Here is a 17652-nt window from a genome sequence, read left to right on the forward strand (position 1 = left end):
CTGGTTGAGATTTTACTCACTTAGTCGCGTGTCCACTATTCGCGGGTAGGATCAGCTGGCTGCTAGTGATCGTTACCGGACAGGCCCGCGGTTTACGTTGTAGGGTTACGCCAGGCGTTTGCTATCGTGTTCCACGCGCAAGAAAAGCAGGCAGGCGAAAGCGGCAGTGGCCACAGGGACCACCGCCGTAAGGAGATGGTGAATACCTGTTGACATTCACCATCCGTTAGTGTAGCTTGCTGCTCTTACTTTAATAGAGTAAACTTTCGGCAGATGGTGCCCACCATCTTACCGATACTCCAGAGCAGCCCGCTCTTTACTGGCGTTACCCACAGTGCCGAAACTGCGAATTTCGACACAATAAAGGCCTTAAGCCAGGGTACTACCGCCCAGACAACTGCAGCACAGAGTCCCACGTAAGCCACAAGAAGCAAAATACAGAGACTCGCGCTCCAGTATTGTTTCTGTCCGATGTGCCCCCAGGCACTGACGGAAAGGTCTTTGGCGGTGGTGATAATCGCCAGAACAAAAGCGATTTCAGTCTGGAATGGGAATAGAACCGTTCCCTCGGTGTCGTTCAGAAAATCCATGTATCCTCCATCGGATGGTTGGTGTTAACACTGATGTGTTAGTGGTGAGCATCTTTTTGACCTCAGTTTTTTTTCGTAAAAAGGCACCCCGCGCCTCACTGATGTGAACGCTGTTGATACCGTACAGAATGTTTTCTCTTTCAGTTCTGCTATGATGTGTTCATTCGCATCCTCCTGTTTGTCATACCTATTTTAAGCTCGTCCCGGGTGCTCCCCGGAAAAAAATCCAAAAAAAATCCGGGCCGGAATGGTGATGACCAGTCTGGCGGGAAATAAACGGATTTGTTAGGGTGGAGCGGGACGGAACAATACTATGAAAGTAATGTTAACAGAAAATAACGCTTTTGTCAAGGCACACTTTTCCATTAAAGTAACTATAGCATGATATTGTTGACATTCGTTTAGCAAAAAGTGCTATCCATCCCGTCGCTGTACCTTCATTTTCGCCCGGAGCGGGGCAGCCAGGCGAATACCTTTTTCAGGTTTTTGCCCCATGCCCCCTCAGAGTACCGACACAAACAGATGGGTGGCCACGCCCTGCCGGTGCCCGCTGAACGGCCCTTCAGCCGTTCCGGCTGACAGCCGGCATTTACGGCCGCTCCGGCTGAAGGCCGACTTGAGGGATTTGGATGCCTCCCGCAGCGCATCCTCAAGCCCGGTGTTCAGGCAGAGCATCACCACCGTCCCTCCCGGGCGACGGGCGATCTCCGCGAAACTCTCTCCGCCGGTGATATAGCGGCTCATTCTTCCTTTCATGGCACCCTCCTGATGATGCAGTTGTGTCCGCAGACGCGGGTCCGTTACAGCAGGTTATATTCCACCACGCTGAGCAGCGCCTGAGCGACATCCGGTAGCGGGGTGGGATTCTGGTCTTCTTCCACGCCGTTGGTGTAAAGATGAAGCTCACAAGCCCCGTCCACGAAACGGAATGCCTGATCCCACCTGTCGGGTTCGGCGCTGATCAGGGCACTGTAGCCCGGGTCGGCGGTAAAGCGGCGGCCTTCAAGCTCGGGAAACGGAATGTTCCACATCTGGATGGCGTAATTTTCGGGGAGGGTTATCGCAATACGCCATGCGCCATAGGCGTAGTCTTCAGGGCGGTAGATACGCACGGTGATGTCATCCTTCGTCCAGCGGTAGCCGGAGAGGACAGGAAGCTTTTTCAGGGCGCGGATGGCCTCGATATCCTGGTAAAAGCGGTGTTTTTTCTCCTGCAGCTGCGAGTAGAAAATCCTGTTCCAGGCCCGGTCGATGGTTTCCCTGTCCCGGCCTGCGATCTCGGCGAACAGGGAAAAGGTCAGGGAGATCCCACGCGGAATGCGTGAACAGCCTTTCAGCACCTGGGCGGCACGGACCTGGAGGTAGGGCGTGTTGTTCAGCACCACCCGGCGGAGCTCATCTTCACTCGAGATCCCCAGCAGCTTCTGGTATTCCTGGTTCCAGCGGGTAATATAGTGGCTCTGGAAGTGCTTCTCCATGACCTCGGCGCCCAGGTAACAGGCCAGCTCCTCATCCAGGGAGGCGATGAGCGGGTTCTTCAGGGAAAAACTGTCGATCACGTCGCGGAAGCTGTCTTCCAGGAACTCACGCAGAAACGTCGCCTTTGGCTTACGGGCGTGAGTTGCCAGGTCGGTGATCACCCGGTCGATGTCGGCGGGAATGTTCCGCAGCGTGTACGTTACGCTCTCTCCACCGTCGTTTGTCATGTCATGTTCTTTTTCACTCATTCCGTGTACCTTTTCATGTGTGGATGCATTACTGCAATGCTCATACATTATCCTGGGTTTTAGAGTATTTAAATACTGCGAAGCATATGTTTTTAAAATTCGTATGCTCTACTGTTTGTTTCCTGTTCACCTCCTTTTCTGAGATCCGAAAACTCCCGGTTCCGGATCTGCTTTCCTGCCCCCCGAAAATTTTTGTGAAACGAAGCGGTGTTCCGCCCTATACTCCAGATGTGACGGGGACCCGGCGGGATATCCGACGCGGGGTGACGGCGCTGTCCGCGCCCGGAGAATGGCCGCTTTGCTTATTTCGTGGGCGTGATACACTTCCGGAAAAAGCGAAATAACGGAAAAGTCGGATCACCCGAAAACGGGCGCCCGGTAATTTACTTAAGTTGTTATATGTCTACTTATTATTTCAATGTGTGAAATCAACTGTGGTGAAAGTTACATGGGTAACGGAGTGGCATTAATCGTGCGATGGTTGAGATGTGGTAAAATTGCACTGCTAATTATTCAACTGTGGGAAGGACATGTTTACTGCATTCAAAGACAGAAATGATTTCAGTTATGCTTTTGAAAAAATCCGTAACGCGATTTCCGCGCCAGGAGAAAATAATGTTTATGCTGCCACAGAATTAGGTCTTGGCATTCTGCTCCGTAAATACGAGCAGTTTCGCCGGGAGCTGGATGCGGTCGGCGAACTGGGTGACTGGGAATACGATCTTGATACTTACAGCCACTATATTGCGGTGCTGCTGCGCTACTTCACAGGCAATCCATCCGGGCTGACAGAACGTGATTCCCGGATTTACAGCCATTATCTGCAGAGTGAGCACAAAAAGTTTGTCAAGCTGGCTGAAGAGCTGACTGCTGACTGCTGACTGCTGACTGCTGACTGCTGACTGACGGGGAAAATAGTGAAATCAGCGGGCGGGCGTTATCACCGATAAAGGAACAAACATGGCTGACTGGTTTATTGCGACTGAAGGCGTGAAAGTGGTGAAGGACAGCGCCAGTCTGTGGCCGCAGATCATTACGGCGGTTTCATCTGCCGGCGCAGCGCTCGTCGGTGTCGGTCTAACGCACAGTTTCACGCGCCGGCGGGAAGAGGCTACAGCTGCACGTAAGCGTTATGACGAATTGTACTTCATTGCTACCGAGCTGGTTTTCATCCTAGAGCGTTTTGCACAGCGCTGCACTTACGCTGCACAGGAAGGAGGGAGCTATGACGGGGATGGAAAAACAATAATTGAATATACATTACCTGAAATAAGCTTCTCCTCTGTGAGTGGTGACTGGCGTTCTCTTCCTCCTCATTTAATGTATCGCCTCATTGAATTACCTGTGCTCAGACAAGAAGCGGTCCGTTCAATCAATGAGAGTTCTGAGGAAGACACTCCTTATGATGGTTCAGATGGAATTTTTGAGCTCAATCATCAAGCTTCATATTTAGGACTCAAAGCTATTCGACTGTCCCGTAGTCTGCGTCATCTGTGTGAAATGCCCGAAGATCGACTCTCTGATAAACCGTGGTCAGCCTGGCGAATCCTCTGGCATGTTCGGGGGCGTAACATTCAGCAACGGATGCTTAATTACCGAAGCAGCATGGAATTTAATGCTGCACTCCAGCAACTGGTAGCTGGGAGAGATAACTGATGGATAACTATCAACTTCCGGCCCTTTCTGGTATCGGCCATTCGGTGCCAGCTTCACTGCCTGTGGCTATCGACTATCCGGCGGCACTGGCGTTGCGACAGATGGCGCTGCTCCAGGACGAGCTGCCGAAATACCTGCTGGCGCCTGAAATCAGCGCCCTATTCCATTATGTCCCGGACCTGCACCGCAAGATGTTGCTGGCAACCCTCTGGAACACTGGCGCGCGAATTAATGAAGCACTGGCGCTGACCCGGAGTGATTTTTCACTGGCGCCACCTTACCCCTTTGTTCAGTTGGCCACTCTCAAGCAGCGAACAGAGAAAGCCGCTAGAACCGCTGGCCGCGCCCCCGTCGGCAGTCAGACGCACCGTCTGGTCCCCCTGTCAGATACTCAGTACGTCAGCCAGCTGGTGATGATGGTGGCCACCCTGAAAATTCCACTGGAGCGCCGTAACAAACGCACCAGCAGAACAGAGAAGGCGCGCATCTGGGAGATCACCGACCGCACGGTCCGGACATGGTTAAACGAAGCGGTTGAATCCGCTGCGGCCGATGGAGTGACATTCTCCGTACAGGTGACTCCGCACACGCTCCGGCACTCCTATGCCATGCACATGCTGTATGCAGGGATCCCGCTGAAGGTGCTGCAGAGTCTAATGGGGCATAAGTCGGTCAGCTCGACGGAGGTCTATACGAAGGTGTTTGCGCTCGATGTTGCCGCGAGGCACAGAGTGCAGTTTCAGATGCCAGAAGTTGAGGCAGTAGGAATGTTGAAATCAATCAGCCGACTTAAATGAAATAACCACTATAGATAGAACTGAAGAACGAGGCTATGTGACATTTGAGTGCTAACACTACGATCGAACAACCACTATGACAAGCAGACTCATTCTATAACCGCTATAACGAGTAAATCAGATATCCATCCACTGTAGAGAGTAAAATTAGAGATAGGACCCGTACTTGTAAGTAAAATCGCTTCCTATAGTGGTTATTACTTGGTTCTGCTCTCTATAGTGGTTACTTCAACTCACCACGGCGGATGCGATCCAAAAGTTTTTTTTCCTCAGCTGACAGTCGTACAAGCTCTCCCTCTACTGAGTCACTGCAATCATCAATCCCAATATCTTCTTCACTAGCAAGCGGTAAGCCAAGTGGAAGACCATCGGGATGAAGCTTTGGTCGACGCTCATGAATGATGAAATAGACTGTCCTGCCACGCTTTAACTCTGAATAATCGAGATAACCAATATCACGTAGCTGCTCCATAGCTTTACGAACAGTCGCATTTTGGGTGATAGGTCTCGAGGTCAAATTTAACCGAGCTCGAAGTCTAGCAAGAGACACTGGCGCAGGGCTGGATGGCAAGCTTTCAATATAGGTATAAAGAGCCTGTGCTGACTCTTTGCGTGACAAGACGTTGATAGCTCTCAGTTGCAATAAGACCTTTCTATCAAATTGATAAAGCTCGAAAATTTTAGGGTCTGCCTGGATCGTAACTTGGTCTGTCTTTGGGCTGTACTTAGCTGATTGAACTAAGTGTGTGACGTAGTAATCACCAGCCTTGTTGGAGAAAGAGATAGTATTTGTCGCAATACGTGTAAGGGAAGAATCGAGACGCTTACGAAGTTTTGCCGATGATCGTGCGGAAGGGATTCCACAAAGTTTAACAAATTCAACAAAAGGTAGGCTGACACTATCACCAATAGTTTTGTGACGCGCAAAAGCATGGATAATTCCGACCCAGGTTTTAAAGTCGTTATCCATATCAAGGCGTGCACCAGTGATTTTAATGTTTTCATAACCTTCAGCCTTAACCAGAGAAAGCTGACTAAGCTCACTGGTCACATCCATAGAGGCCATCTGCCCTGTCCTTCCACGGGCTGTTGATTTCAATGTCGGCACAAAAAGACCAAGCCGCATAAGCGCTACAGGTTGCACTGTGTTACCAGAATTTGGTGTCAGTGTAACAACAGTGCCTGTTTCTTTATTCGTCTCACTGAATGAACTCTTAATCAGATCGTTATCCTGCTCCATGTCGGATCCTTTATCATTCATATTGAACTCTCTGAATACAGTGGATAATACACTGACTATAGCGGTTAGACTACGATCCACATCTTAAAATCACTCCCCACAGTGGATATAGACCACTATAGAAAGTAATTCGCATTATACGATTAAAATAAAAGGCTTTCAGATAGGTAACTCATTGATTTATCCACAACTGATGCACCTCCCACTGTCCCCAGTGGTTAGCTATTTCACACTGTAGTGGATAGGTTACTGCCTATAGTGGATTCAATGCATGTCTTAGCGGTTAATCTACAAGATACAGTGGTTATTACACTCTCCACAGTGGTTTAAAAGACGTGTAATCATATGTTTTTAATGAAGAAATAGAGACAGGGATCTCTTTTGATCTCCTTAGGATCATAAATGGATCTGATCTATGATCTAAAACTTGGATCGAACCAGTGGATAAGTGGATATCTTTTGCTAAAGTGCGTCCGTAGTAAATTTACCTTCTCAACACTTACGCTTCCTCACCGTTCGCTCGCTCTGCTCGGTCACTTGCTGCGGCGAGCGCTTATAGATTTCAACTCAGGATGATGATCAATTTCATTGTTCTTAAAGCGTTATCGCGTAACTTAACTAATCTGCATTCTTACCATCAAACCAACCACTATAGAGAGTGAACAACTACAGCAGATGGCTTGTTATTTATGCTCCCCTATTACATTACAATTATCTCAACTTTGCACCAAACAACTTGCTTTGCAATTTAATACAAGATTTAATACATCAATGCAAAGTTGAACACAAGGAACATTCTATGGGGTTGATGGATACTCTTGACCAGTGCATTGCCGCTGGTCATGAAATGACAAAAGCGATTGCCGTTGCTCAATTTAATGACGATAGCCCCGAAGCTAGGAAAATTACACGCCGCTGGCGTGTAGGGGAAGCCGCTGACCTAATCGGTGTTTCTTCGCAGGCTATACGTGATGCCGAAAAGGCAGGACGCCTGCCCCACCCCGATATGGAAATGCGTGGTCGGGTAGAACAGAGAGTTGGATATACCATTGAACAAATCAATCATATGCGAGATGTGTTTGGTACACGGCTTCGCAGACCAGATGATAGTATCCCTCCTGTTATCGGAGTAGCTGCGCATAAGGGTGGCGTTTATAAAACATCCGTCTCAGTACATCTTGCTCAAGACCTTGCTTTAAAAGGGCTTCGTGTCCTTCTTGTGGAAGGAAATGATCCACAAGGTACGGCATCGATGTACCATGGTTGGGTTCCAGATTTACATATACATGCTGAGGATACTCTTCTCCCTTTCTATCTTGGTGAACGTGATGATGCCTCATATGCCATAAAGCCTACATGTTGGCCAGGACTTGATATTATTCCGTCTTGCCTTGCATTGCATCGGATCGAAACAGAACTGATGGGGCGATATGATGATGGGAAATTACCTACTGAGCCCCATATGATGCTTCGGCTTGCAATAGAAACCGTTGCTCAGGATTATGATGTCATTGTTATCGATAGCGCACCAAACCTCGGCATCGGAACTATTAACGTTGTATGTGCTGCTGACGTATTGATCGTCCCTACCCCCGCAGAACTCTTTGATTACACTTCAGCCTTACAATTTTTTGATATGTTACGAGATCTATTGAAAAACGTAGATCTTCAAGGTTTTGAACCTGATGTCAGAATTCTTCTTACAAAATACAGTAACAATAATGGTTCCCAATCACCATGGATGGAAGAGCAAATCCGTGATGCCTGGGGAAGCATGGTTCTCAAAAATGTTGTTCGTGAGACGGATGAAGTTGGGAAAGGCCAAATTAGAATGCGTACTGTGTTTGAACAAGCAATTGATCAGCGCTCGTCGACAGGAGCCTGGAGAAATGCGCTTGCGATATGGGAACCTGTTTGCAATGAAGTTTTCGACAGACTAATTAAGCCTCGTTGGGAGATCCGATGATGAAACGTGCGCCAATTATTCCTAAATCATCTTCCGCACAACTCACTACTTCTCAAGTTGCTGCACCAGCAGCTCCTATGGTGGATTCGCTTATTGCAAGAGTTGGTGCCATGGCAAAGGGAAACACAGTTAGCCTCCCAGTTTGTGGTCGAGAAGTTAAATTTGTTCTCGAAACGATCTCTGGAAATGCAGTCGAAAAATCAACTCGTGTTTGGGCTGGAAATGAGCGTGACCAAGAATTTCTGACCGAAGATGCTTTGGACGATCTGATACCCTCATTTTTGGTTAATGGGCAGCAGAATCCCGCCTTTGGCCGAAAAGTTGGTGATTGCATTGAAGTTGCAGACGGCAGCCGACGCCGCATGACGGCTATCCTGACATCAAGTGAGTATCGTGTTCTTGTTGGCGATCTCGACGATGAACAAATGGATTCATTATGCAAGCTAGGTAACGATTATCGCCCTACAAGTGCTTATGAAAGGGGTAAGCGTTACTCATTTCGTCTTGATAACGAATTTAAAGGCAATATTTCAGCTCTGGCAGAAGCGGAGAATATTTCCAGAAAAATTATCACTCGATGCATCAATACTTCTAAACTTCCTCGTGAAGTGATTGCCCTCTTCTCTCATCCTGGCGAGTTGTCAGCTCGAGCCGGTGAGAATTTAAGTCGCCTTTTTAATGATAACGAACCGTTAATACAAGCTAAAACTCGAGAATTATCAGAAAAACGTAAAAGTGGATTTGTTTTCGAACCTGAAGAGATTATCCAGTTATTAACTGATGTTCTTAAAACGTCGATAGGAGCTCCGTCAAGTTCTCCTGTCAAACGTCAGTTTGTTTCCGGCGCAATTGCTCAGTACAAAGGTAATAAGGTCGTTTTCAGTTTGGACCGATCTAAGATCCCACCTCACTGCATTGAACAGATGGAAGAAATTTTAGAGCGTTTGCAAAAGGCTGAAGCAGATCAACTTTCCAAATAAGCTTAGCTACTGAGCTGGCTACACAACTGGGACCGTGGTCCCAACCACACAACTGGGACCGTGGTCTCAATCACACAACTGGGGCCGTGGTCCCAACCACACAACTGGGACCGTGGTCCCAACCACACAACTGGGACCGTGGTCTCAATCATCTCGCTGTTATAAACATCTTTTATCGGATATTTCCAGGTAACCATTGCTTATGGTTAGATCTTTTTTTTGAATGCTACTTCCCCTCCACACCGCTTAACCGTCGCACCGTGCCGGAAAAATTCAAGCCGCCTGCCGCTGTACCCGTTCGCACTCCTTCCTTTCAGTCAGTCATTTGCGCTGCGGCCTTGCGTCCGGAGCTGGATTTTTTCCTCATGGCCCGTTGCGTCGTGTGTGGTCTGGCGGAAGCACACTACAGGCCGCCGAAAAGGAAGGAACACCAGAATGACGCAGCTGACACTGGATATGCCCGCGCCGGCCACTCCCCCTGAACTGCCACGCCACACCGGTCAGAACGGCTACGACCATTACCGCCGGGAATTTATCCGCCTGTTCCGCGACACCGCCCGTTATCACCACCGGCATGAGGTTTTCCGAGATTTTGCCGAAATGGCTACGCTTTCGGTGCAGAACGCCTTTCTTGGCAGTCCTGATCTGGAAAACGAGTATCTGGCTCTGGCCGGGCGCTATCAGCCAGAGGATGTTCACCGGATGGCGCAGTTGCTGGGTTGTCTTACCGGTGCGCTGGAGTGCCAGCCAGGAGACTTTATGGGTCAGATCTTTATGGAGCTGGAAATTGGTTCGGACCATATGGGGCAGTATTTCTCGCCTTACTCTTTATCTGTCCTGGCGGCCCGTCTTACCGCCGGCTATATGCTCAGCCAGCTGGAGCACAAACCATTCATCACGTTTCATGATCCGGCTGTCGGCGCGGGAGGCCTGGTGATCGCGTTTGCGGAAGTGCTGGCGGAACAAGGCATAAACTACCAGGACAAGCTGTTTGCCAGCTGCATCGATATTGATGCGACGGCCGCGCATATGTGTTACCTGCAGCTGTCCCTTCTGGGTATCCCCGCTGAAGTTGTCATGGGTAATACGCTGACCCTGGCCGTTCGCCGGACTTACCGGACGCCGATGTGGTATGTCGGCAACTGGCGGGGTCGGCTGGGAACGGCAGATATGGTTGATTCCCTGTGCCGGTTTCTGAAAGGCTGAAGGATACCGGGGCTGTGGCCCCGGTATTCATAGCGCTTCCAGGGGGCATAAGCCCCCGGCGCGCCCGGCATCCCGGCCAGGTGACCGGGATGATAAGGATGCCCGCCCCGGCGGGCCTGTACCACACCCCCCGCTTCCCCTGTCCTCCTGTCATGTGGACGTTATCTCCTGCCATCGCTTAAACGGTTGCACCGTGCCGGCAAAAATCAAGCCGCCGGCTGCGGCACCCGTTCGCACTCCTTCCTTTCAGTCAGTCATTTGCGCTGCGGCTTTGCATCCGGGGCATGACTTTTGCCTGATGGCCCGTTGCTGAGCGTCGCTCATGGCGGGAGACAACGACCCTCCTTCGAAAGAAGGAACGCCAGAAGAAAGCCGGTTTTTCCGGCCCCACTCAGAAAGGAGAACATATGAACGATCGTGACGCAGTCAACGCCCTGCTGCAGGCGCTGACCAGTAAGCTGCTGATTTCATCCCCGGAGTTCGCTGCTGCGCTGGCGCATTTCGACATCACTACCACTTATGAAGGCGTGAAGGGCGACCCTGACTGGGCGGGTCTTTGTGGGCATAAAGGCTGCTTTTTTGTGGATGTGTTTTTGGCCGCGAAACCGAAGGGCCTGCGTTATGATTTTGATCGCCGACATGATGCTGAGGCCTTCGCTGCCGGCGTGCGTGACGGGGTGGTGGTGTTATGACCCTGTATTCCCTGCTGACGGCGGCCCATGGCCGCCAGCTTCTGAACGCGCAGGGCTGGCCGGCGACGCTGAATGTGCAGACTGGCGACTGCGGTGATCGCCTGGAAATCAGCGGTGTGCTCAGCCATCAGGCACTGTCTGACCTGCTGCCTGCGCTGGCTTCGTGTCACGGCATCGACGCGGCCGTCCTTCGGGGGCTGCAGTTACTGTGTGATATCTACCCGCTGCAGGGGACTGTCTGCGGTACGGTCTGTGGCGGTAAACCAGCCGTTCGTGTCAGTTTTGAGTCGTTCCCGGATGACCGGATGATGTTCAGACAACCACTGTGTGAAGTCCTGCAGGCTTCCCTGACGGCGTGTCTCACCCGCCTGGATGCTGATGCGGAAACCATTCTGCGCCTGACCGGCGCCGGGTATGAGGGGGCGAATATTTTTGAGCGAGAAACCCGTCATTTCGTCGTTGTGGGTGAGGTCTGGGATGCGTTACCGGAAGATGTTCAGCCTGACGAGGCGCTGATTGCTGCCTGGCTTCATGAGATTTTTTGCCACGGTTCGACAGTGTTATCGGTCGGTCTTGTCGTGTTCCAGCTGTATGGCATGGTCAGAATGGCGGAATTGCCTCTTGAGGAGGTCATCATTATTCGCCCCGGGATGCCTGTGAGACGCTGGTTGCCCCACCAGAAACTTGCGCAACTGGCTGACCGTGTTCGCCGTCAGGTGGACCACGCGCGTGAGATTACCGCGAGCTTTACGTCCTGACCATTCCGTCCTGACTCCCGGGCATCCGGGAGTTCTTCTGTAGAGAAAATGCATGAACGTATTACCTGTTTCATTCCGGTCACCTCCGCAGGAAAATGTTGCGCCTTAACGGCGCCTTTTATTGCCTTTCAGGCATGATGACCTTCCTCCTGGCGTTTCCTTCCGGGCAGGTGTTTCTGGCCGCGACTTACGCTGAGCCGGCGCGGGACGACGTCAACAGCCCGCCACTCCCCCGGTCGCCGCGTCTGCAACGCCGCGCTGCGGCCTCCTGCCGGTTATTGACGCCGACCCTGTTACCCCGGCTCGCGGTTGAGTCACGGCCATCACTCCCCGGCCAGCAAAGGGGAGCCAACACCAGAGGAACATCACGATGACATTTCACACTTTTCACTGCCTTAACAGCGCGCTGATCCATACCCTGGCAAAGCAGGAGCTGCAGGCCCTGAACTGGCCTGTTTCTCTCCGCCTGGAATACGGTCTCAGCGGGAGCCAGGACGACGGCGTGGTGCTGTGGGGGGATCTCTCCAGCCACGACCTGGTGCGCATTATTCCCGGGCTGCGCGCCCGTCGCTATTTATCCCGGGCGGATGCGCGGGCATTATTTTCTGCCGTACAGCCACTGGGCATGACGGTACGGATCACCCCACTGCAGACCTGGTATCGCCATGCCGGTGGCGCCCGGATGAGCGGCGAGGGGTTCCCTGACACGATGGAGAGACTGGAAAAATGCCTGCTTGAGGCGCTGCAGGCGCAGTATGCCTGTCTGTGTGGGCGCGTGAAAACGCTGGGCTATCTGCTGACTGAAGGCACCTACCCGGAGGAGCCGGATGAAGTCCTGTTTACCCGCCGGACGAGAAACATCACCCTGGAAGCCGTGGCGGTTGATCCCTGTGACTGTGGATATTGTGATACCGATGAGGCGATCCTGACGGAATACATCCGGCTTATCCTCGAGGACAACGCCCGGGTGGCCTCAGTCCGCTTCCAAGTAACGTGTGCCGGTCAGCTGATGGCGGAATGCTGGGCCAGTGAGGTGGTGATCCTGCCGGGTCAGCCGGTCAGAAAGTGGGTGGACCGGTATGAAATCCAGTATGTCGCCAGTCAGGCCCGGGATGTCATCACAGAACAGGCCGAGGCCATTTGCAGTTTTACGGCCTGAATGTTCACCGGGGGCGCCAGTGTGCGCCCCGGTTTTCCGCCCGCCGGATGACGCCGGCATTGAGCCGGCCCCTTCCGGGTTCAAAAGGCCGCGACCTTTCCGGTCGCCTTTTATCGTCGTTCCGGCTGAATCTAAAACCCTCTGTTATGTGCCCCGGTCGGGCTTTCGCCGTGCCCAGACCTTAGCCCGGGCCGCGTGTGTAACAAGGGAAGCTGCGCCGCGCTCCTCACCCGTTCTCGTCAAAAACCAGGGCATTCAGCCCTGATTTTTGCCTGCGCTGCGGCTTGCGGGCGCGCCCTTGTTTCCCCCGCTGTAAAGCCCGGTCTGGTTCGTGGTCACGGCGCAAGCCGGCATTCACTGACCATTTAGGGAGAAATCATCATGCCAAACTGGTGTGCTAACCGTATTCGAATCACTGTGCCTGCGTGTCTTCAGGCTGACCTTGAAGCCTGGGTGAGCGGGGCGGAATATCCGTATTACAAACGCGCCATCAACCAGAGTATTCGCCTGTTTATTGCCGGCGTTGCCGGGCGGCTGAAGCCAGCCATTGAGATGCACTATTTACCTTATCCGGCGCTGACCGCAAACGGATGGACAGAGCCTTCAGAGGCGGCACTGGCGTTTGGGGCGTGGGTCGCCCTGCTTGGGCAAAATGCGTGGCTTGATAAAGCCTGCTGTAACGTTATCGACCAGTGTTACCGGACAACAGGCATTGCCGGTCTGACATGGGATGCACTGACCGTGGCTGAACAGGCGCGGGTGGAGGAGATGATGCGCGGTAAAACACTTGACTGGGGTCATTGCATACTGCGCACGGTCAGTTGTGCGGAGCTGTTTGACAGCCCTGAAGCAGAGCCGGAAGGGGAGACGTTCGATCTGCGCCTGATTTTTCCGACCCGTCTGGCCTGCGAAATTAATGGATTTAACGGAGGTCTGTTGCAGGGTGTACAGAGTACCTTTGATTGGTATTTAACAAACTATGGCATTAGATGGCCGTCTGCCAGTGGTGCAGAGATAACGGGCGGGCATGGCTGGCTGGAGATCGATGTGGATACGCCCTGGGCTCCGCCCGGGGAACCGGTGATGGAGGCGTTGTCCGGCAGATGGGGCTGCACCATTGACCACTGGTTCAGTGAGGCCGGCAGTGACTTTTGCGGCTACCGGCGGTATGAGGAGGGGTGTGTGGTCGATTGCCTCGATGACTGTCTGGAGTACGGTGAAGAAGATGAATACGGGTGGAGTGATGTTACCGGCCCGGACTGGTTGCAGGGGAATGTTCCGCATTATGGTGGTTAAATAACGAACAGTGCAGGGCAGGGCGTGGACAGCGCGCCCTGTAGCCGGTTATCCACAGGCTGTGCGGCAGATTACTGACCAGCATTGTGGACAACCGGTGCGGCGGCGGGAAAACCTTCTGCAGGTTATCACCTGCAGGGAGTGCCCATTATGGCGCCTGCGGCACCATAATGCGGGCTCCCGGGATGATGTTCTGATCAAAAGTGAGTCATTCTAAAAGCGTAAAAAAGTGCAATAATTACACCTTTTAACAGTTCTTTTTACCTTAAAAATCCACCAGGATCCGCGGCAAAAACCCAACGTCAAAAACAGCGTGACCCTTTGGCCCCTTTGGCCCCTTCGGCTCCCCGTCAGGCCGGGTCGTCGCCTGCACTGCGCGGGGTGTCCGGGGCGGCCACCACGCTTCGCGGAGCCAGGAAACCTGTCTCCGTCCTGGCGGATAGCAAGCGATGCCTGAAAGGCGGTGCTTGCAGCTGCCGTTCCGGCAGCGCCGCTCTCACTGGCCGTCTCTGACGGCCGCTAAGGAAAGCCGGTGAACCGGCTTCTTCCGGTGCTCACTTTCACCCCGTTGTCAGCGGTGTTCACTTTTGCTGTGACTGACACTGCCCCGTTCCGGTCCAAAAACAAGGGGCCGGCTGACGCCTGATGCCTGCACCCGTTCGCACTCCCTCCCGCTGGTCAGTCGCTTGCGCTGCGGCTTTGTCATCCCCCTGGTTTTCGTCCCTGATGGAACGGGGCGGTCATGTGTCACAGCAACGTGCTCCCCGCCTTCCGGAAACGGAAAAGGGGGACACCAGAAAGAAGCCGAAGGGCACAACTGATGAGGAAATTCGCGATGACTGCAATGGCGTTCTGGAGCAAATCAAGTGCATTTAACGGCTGGCGCAAAGCGCACTTTGTGGACGGTGCCTGGCATACCACAGCCTGCACCACGTCGAAGACGCTGGAGGAGCTGAACGCCCACGGCGATCGCTGGGAGCTGGTGACGGCAGAGGAGGCGACAGCGCGTTTTGCCCAGGCCAATTATCTGCCGGTGGCCGAAATCACGGAAGCCCGGTTCACCGACATGCTGGAAGTTCTGCCGCCGATGAACTGGCAAGGCTCTCCGGACAGTCAGTCATTCAAACTGATGGAAATGTACAGCGGCAACATCACCGACATTTTTGCCCAGTATGGCACACGCTATTTCCGGTTGCGTGACCACGCCACGCTCACGCATGAGCAAATCATCGGGAAGGTCAGGGCGTTTATCGACGCCGAAGGGATTGCCGCATAAGCGGCAATAAAAAAGCAGAGCGGGCGCTCTGCTTATTCATCCCGGTCTGTTCGAGCAGGCCGGATACAACACGTCTCAGATGGAGTTACATCATGAAAGACCGTTTTATCCTTGCATGTCAGGACTATTTTGTAAAGCAACGCGAAAACGCGGAGGCAAACAAGCATCGCCGCGTACAGCGTGACACCGTCGCGAAGGAGAGCATCACACCACGCGTGAAGGCGCTGGGGCAGCATATCGCCCGCCGTCAGCGCAAACACCAGCCGGTGCGCATCCCGGCACTGAACGTGGCGGAGTGGGGGCAGTTGCTGCGCACACTGGAAATTAAACGGGCGTATGCCTGATACCTGTGCTGTCCTTCGGGGCGGCACTTTCTGACCCGGTCCGGGACTCACCGGCATCGAGCCGCTGAGTCCCGGAAACGAATGTCTGAAGCGACGGAGTAGACAATGAAAAAATACACAGAACATGCCCCTTATGGCGTCACAGCAACGGCGATGAAGCCCTTTACCTCCACGGTGATTGTCTCTCATGTGCAAATTTTGCGGAAAAAGACGACCCTGTTTACGCGCTGGGTGAACGTCTGGCTGAGACGCTGGGGGGGCCGTTCCGCCTGCTTAGCCTGCCCGTTCCTGATGATGAAGCGTGGTCCTGGAATGATGTGGTTGCCGCGCTAGGCTGGGGGAAAACCCGGACACTGGGGCGCATGGCTGTGCGCCCGGTGCTGGAATGCAGCACGGCACACATGACGCTTATTGACAGTCATTTACTGGGTGATTTATCCCGCGATACGGCGACACAGGAATGGGTCCACGACACGGGGGTTGGATTTATGATCCGCCTTGATGCCGTCAGATTTCCTGTTCTGAAACTGAAACGCGAAGGGCTGTCAGGTGCTGCTCGCTGGGTTATTTATCAGGGCATGAAAAAGGCCAATATCAGCATGATCCATTTTTCTGCGGTAGGGGATAACCTGAACGGGTTCCCTACGTTCGACTGGTAATGAAGTTGCCCCGGGTTCCGGGGCAATATGCATCCCGATCAGCGAATTTCTCGCGCACTCAGCTCCCGGGGCTTGCAGCTGGCTTGCGCCAGCGCCGCCCAAACCGGGGACGACAGGCGTCCCCTCCTCGGAAACGGGCGTTGCCCGCCACGTCCTTCCGGCGTTTCCCTTTTCGTTCATGGACTCATCGCAGTCTGCCTTTGCCGTGAAAGACACTGGCCTGGCCCGTGCGCCCTGCAAGGGTCAGCTGACGCCTGCACCCGTTCGCACGCCTTCCCGTTGGTCAGTCGCTTGCGCTGCGGCTTTGTCATCCCCCTTGCAGGGCACACTTATGGTCCAGTCCGGTCATTTCATCACGGCAACGGCCTCCCGCGATGGTGAATCATCATCACAAGGACGACGCCAGAAGAAAGTCACTTTACAACCCCTGAGGAGAATCACTATGGCCCGTTTATCATCTGTTTTCCGCTCTGCCAATGTCATCCGTAAAGAACGTGCGCTGACCAACGATGAGCTCATGCGCTTCGTTCCGAGCGTATTCTCCGAGGAAAAGCATGAATCCCGCAGCGCGCGTTACACGTACATTCCGACGATCTCCCTGCTGGATAATCTGCGTAAAGAAGGGTTCCAGCCTTTCTTTGCCTGTCAGACCCGCACGCGCAACATCGGCAAGCGTGAGCATACCAAGCACATGCTACGCCTGCGCCGTGAAGGTGAAATTACGGGCGAGGAAGTACCGGAAATTATTCTCCTCAACAGCCACGACGGGAGCAGCAGCTACCAGATGATCCCGGGCATGTTTCGTTTCGTCTGCATGAACGGTATGGTTTGCGGCCAGACCTTTGGCGAGATTCGCGTTCCACATAAAGGCGACGTAGTCGGGCAGGTCATTGAGGGCGCGTATGAAGTTCTCGACATCTTTTCCGGGGTGAAGGAGTCACGCGGAGAGATGAAAGAAATTGGCCTCAACAAAGACGAGCAGCGCATTTTTGCGGAGATCGCCCTGAACTGGAAGTATGACGACAAGGGCGAGGGAAAACATATTCCGCTGACACCTGACGACATTTTGCAGGCTCGCCGTGAGGAAGATAAACCAAACGACCTCTGGACAACTTACCAGCGCGTACAGGAAAACATGACGAAGGGAGGGGTATGGGGAAAAAATGCAAAAGGAAAACACCAACGCACGCGCCCTGTGACTGGCATTGACGGGGATGTCAAACTGAACCGCGCGCTTTGGGAGATGGCCGAAAAAATGAAATCACTGAAATCCTGATACGGAAGGGCAGGGGGAAACCTCTGCCAC

At 53.0% G+C, this 17652-nt stretch carries 19 protein-coding genes; 15 read left to right on the forward strand and 4 right to left on the reverse strand.

Features of this window, described 5'->3' with window-relative positions; translation table 11 throughout:
* Positions 1 to 245 precede the first annotated feature (245 nt).
* The 3 genes from SIK69_RS13455 to SIK69_RS13465 all read right to left on the reverse strand — a co-directional run bounded on the left by SIK69_RS13455 (position 246) and on the right by SIK69_RS13465 (position 2317).
* Complete coding sequence (locus SIK69_RS13455; RefSeq protein ID WP_319786286.1) at positions 246 to 590, reverse strand: abortive infection protein; 345 nt, start codon at positions 588 to 590, stop codon at positions 246 to 248.
* A 501-nt stretch (positions 591 to 1091) separates the two neighbouring features.
* A complete protein-coding gene (locus tag SIK69_RS13460; RefSeq protein WP_319629342.1) occupies positions 1092 to 1346 on the reverse strand; it encodes a hypothetical protein in 255 nt (84 codons plus the stop codon).
* A gap of 44 nt (positions 1347 to 1390) precedes the next feature.
* Entirely contained in the window at positions 1391 to 2317 is a 927-nt protein-coding gene (locus SIK69_RS13465) for a hypothetical protein (protein WP_319629341.1), read from the reverse strand.
* Positions 2318 to 2847: 530 nt separating this feature from the next.
* On the opposite strand from SIK69_RS13465, the gene SIK69_RS13470 reads away from it, so the two are divergent.
* The 3 genes from SIK69_RS13470 (at position 2848) to SIK69_RS13480 (ending at position 4770) form a co-directional block, all read left to right on the forward strand.
* Positions 2848 to 3198 (forward strand): hypothetical protein, encoded by a 351-nt coding sequence (locus SIK69_RS13470; protein ID WP_319786287.1) that lies wholly within the window; start codon positions 2848 to 2850, stop codon positions 3196 to 3198.
* A 79-nt stretch (positions 3199 to 3277) separates the two neighbouring features.
* Positions 3278 to 3973: a hypothetical protein gene (locus tag SIK69_RS13475; RefSeq protein WP_319629339.1), complete on the forward strand. Its 696-nt coding sequence runs from the start codon at positions 3278 to 3280 to the stop codon at positions 3971 to 3973.
* Positions 3973 to 4770: a site-specific integrase gene (locus SIK69_RS13480; RefSeq protein ID WP_319786288.1), complete on the forward strand. Its 798-nt coding sequence runs from the start codon at positions 3973 to 3975 to the stop codon at positions 4768 to 4770. Before SIK69_RS13475 ends, SIK69_RS13480 begins: the two co-directional genes overlap by 1 nt.
* Positions 4771 to 4993: 223 nt before the next feature.
* Here SIK69_RS13480 and SIK69_RS13485 read toward each other — a convergent pair whose 3' ends face one another.
* Positions 4994 to 6010: a RepB family plasmid replication initiator protein gene (locus SIK69_RS13485; RefSeq protein ID WP_374941355.1), complete on the reverse strand. Its 1017-nt coding sequence runs from the start codon at positions 6008 to 6010 to the stop codon at positions 4994 to 4996.
* A 799-nt stretch (positions 6011 to 6809) separates the two neighbouring features.
* Here SIK69_RS13485 and sopA point away from each other — a divergent pair.
* From sopA to SIK69_RS13545, 12 genes are all read left to right on the forward strand, one after another.
* A complete protein-coding gene (gene sopA, locus SIK69_RS13490) occupies positions 6810 to 7976 on the forward strand; it encodes a plasmid-partitioning protein SopA (protein ID WP_319786290.1) in 1167 nt (388 codons plus the stop codon).
* On the forward strand, positions 7976 to 8956 hold the full coding sequence (locus SIK69_RS13495) for a ParB/RepB/Spo0J family plasmid partition protein (RefSeq protein ID WP_319786369.1): 981 nt from the start codon (positions 7976 to 7978) through the stop codon (positions 8954 to 8956). The genes sopA and SIK69_RS13495 overlap by 1 nt, the downstream gene beginning before the upstream one ends.
* A gap of 435 nt (positions 8957 to 9391) precedes the next feature.
* The gene (locus SIK69_RS13500; protein ID WP_319786291.1) at positions 9392 to 10162 is read left to right on the forward strand and encodes an N-6 DNA methylase; all 771 of its coding nucleotides are present in this window, start codon (positions 9392 to 9394) and stop codon (positions 10160 to 10162) included.
* A 407-nt stretch (positions 10163 to 10569) separates the two neighbouring features.
* Positions 10570 to 10854 (forward strand): hypothetical protein, encoded by a 285-nt coding sequence (locus tag SIK69_RS13505; protein ID WP_319786292.1) that lies wholly within the window; start codon positions 10570 to 10572, stop codon positions 10852 to 10854.
* Positions 10851 to 11612: a hypothetical protein gene (locus SIK69_RS13510; protein ID WP_319786293.1), complete on the forward strand. Its 762-nt coding sequence runs from the start codon at positions 10851 to 10853 to the stop codon at positions 11610 to 11612. Before SIK69_RS13505 ends, SIK69_RS13510 begins: the two co-directional genes overlap by 4 nt.
* Before the next feature lie 370 nt (positions 11613 to 11982).
* Entirely contained in the window at positions 11983 to 12771 is a 789-nt protein-coding gene (locus SIK69_RS13515) for a YubG family protein (protein WP_319786294.1), read from the forward strand.
* A gap of 381 nt (positions 12772 to 13152) precedes the next feature.
* Positions 13153 to 14067 (forward strand): DUF1281 domain-containing protein, encoded by a 915-nt coding sequence (locus SIK69_RS13520; RefSeq protein ID WP_319786295.1) that lies wholly within the window; start codon positions 13153 to 13155, stop codon positions 14065 to 14067.
* An 835-nt stretch (positions 14068 to 14902) separates the two neighbouring features.
* The gene (locus SIK69_RS13525; RefSeq protein ID WP_319786296.1) at positions 14903 to 15343 is read left to right on the forward strand and encodes a hypothetical protein; all 441 of its coding nucleotides are present in this window, start codon (positions 14903 to 14905) and stop codon (positions 15341 to 15343) included.
* 92 nt (positions 15344 to 15435) lie between these two features.
* On the forward strand, positions 15436 to 15687 hold the full coding sequence (locus tag SIK69_RS13530) for a hypothetical protein (RefSeq protein ID WP_258997553.1): 252 nt from the start codon (positions 15436 to 15438) through the stop codon (positions 15685 to 15687).
* A 105-nt stretch (positions 15688 to 15792) separates the two neighbouring features.
* Positions 15793 to 16020 (forward strand): hypothetical protein, encoded by a 228-nt coding sequence (locus SIK69_RS13535; protein ID WP_319786297.1) that lies wholly within the window; start codon positions 15793 to 15795, stop codon positions 16018 to 16020.
* Positions 16005 to 16346: a DUF5983 family protein gene (locus SIK69_RS13540; protein WP_319786298.1), complete on the forward strand. Its 342-nt coding sequence runs from the start codon at positions 16005 to 16007 to the stop codon at positions 16344 to 16346. Before SIK69_RS13535 ends, SIK69_RS13540 begins: the two co-directional genes overlap by 16 nt.
* 442 nt (positions 16347 to 16788) lie before the next feature.
* Positions 16789 to 17622: a DUF932 domain-containing protein gene (locus tag SIK69_RS13545; RefSeq protein WP_319786370.1), complete on the forward strand. Its 834-nt coding sequence runs from the start codon at positions 16789 to 16791 to the stop codon at positions 17620 to 17622.
* The last annotated feature ends 30 nt before the right edge of the window (positions 17623 to 17652 follow it).

Origin of the sequence: Scandinavium lactucae (assembly GCF_033843265.1) — a bacterium.
GTDB classification, from domain to species: Bacteria; Pseudomonadota; Gammaproteobacteria; order Enterobacterales; family Enterobacteriaceae; genus Scandinavium; species Scandinavium lactucae.

Coding starts and splice junctions, on each gene's coding strand:
- SIK69_RS13480 (WP_319786288.1), top strand. CDS start 3,973: ATGGATAACTATCAACTTCCGGCCCTTTCTGGTATCGGCCATTCGGTG.
- SIK69_RS13500 (WP_319786291.1), top strand. CDS start 9,392: ATGACGCAGCTGACACTGGATATGCCCGCGCCGGCCACTCCCCCTGAA.
- SIK69_RS13535 (WP_319786297.1), top strand. CDS start 15,793: ATGAAAAAATACACAGAACATGCCCCTTATGGCGTCACAGCAACGGCG.
- SIK69_RS13470 (WP_319786287.1), top strand. CDS start 2,848: ATGTTTACTGCATTCAAAGACAGAAATGATTTCAGTTATGCTTTTGAA.
- SIK69_RS13530 (WP_258997553.1), top strand. CDS start 15,436: ATGAAAGACCGTTTTATCCTTGCATGTCAGGACTATTTTGTAAAGCAA.
- sopA (WP_319786290.1), top strand. CDS start 6,810: ATGGGGTTGATGGATACTCTTGACCAGTGCATTGCCGCTGGTCATGAA.
- SIK69_RS13520 (WP_319786295.1), top strand. CDS start 13,153: ATGCCAAACTGGTGTGCTAACCGTATTCGAATCACTGTGCCTGCGTGT.
- SIK69_RS13455 (WP_319786286.1), bottom strand. CDS start 590: ATGGATTTTCTGAACGACACCGAGGGAACGGTTCTATTCCCATTCCAG.
- SIK69_RS13510 (WP_319786293.1), top strand. CDS start 10,851: ATGACCCTGTATTCCCTGCTGACGGCGGCCCATGGCCGCCAGCTTCTG.
- SIK69_RS13485 (WP_374941355.1), bottom strand. CDS start 6,010: ATGGAGCAGGATAACGATCTGATTAAGAGTTCATTCAGTGAGACGAAT.
- SIK69_RS13460 (WP_319629342.1), bottom strand. CDS start 1,346: ATGAAAGGAAGAATGAGCCGCTATATCACCGGCGGAGAGAGTTTCGCG.
- SIK69_RS13505 (WP_319786292.1), top strand. CDS start 10,570: ATGAACGATCGTGACGCAGTCAACGCCCTGCTGCAGGCGCTGACCAGT.
- SIK69_RS13495 (WP_319786369.1), top strand. CDS start 7,976: ATGAAACGTGCGCCAATTATTCCTAAATCATCTTCCGCACAACTCACT.
- SIK69_RS13475 (WP_319629339.1), top strand. CDS start 3,278: ATGGCTGACTGGTTTATTGCGACTGAAGGCGTGAAAGTGGTGAAGGAC.
- SIK69_RS13465 (WP_319629341.1), bottom strand. CDS start 2,317: ATGAGTGAAAAAGAACATGACATGACAAACGACGGTGGAGAGAGCGTA.
- SIK69_RS13545 (WP_319786370.1), top strand. CDS start 16,789: ATGGCCCGTTTATCATCTGTTTTCCGCTCTGCCAATGTCATCCGTAAA.
- SIK69_RS13515 (WP_319786294.1), top strand. CDS start 11,983: ATGACATTTCACACTTTTCACTGCCTTAACAGCGCGCTGATCCATACC.
- SIK69_RS13525 (WP_319786296.1), top strand. CDS start 14,903: ATGACTGCAATGGCGTTCTGGAGCAAATCAAGTGCATTTAACGGCTGG.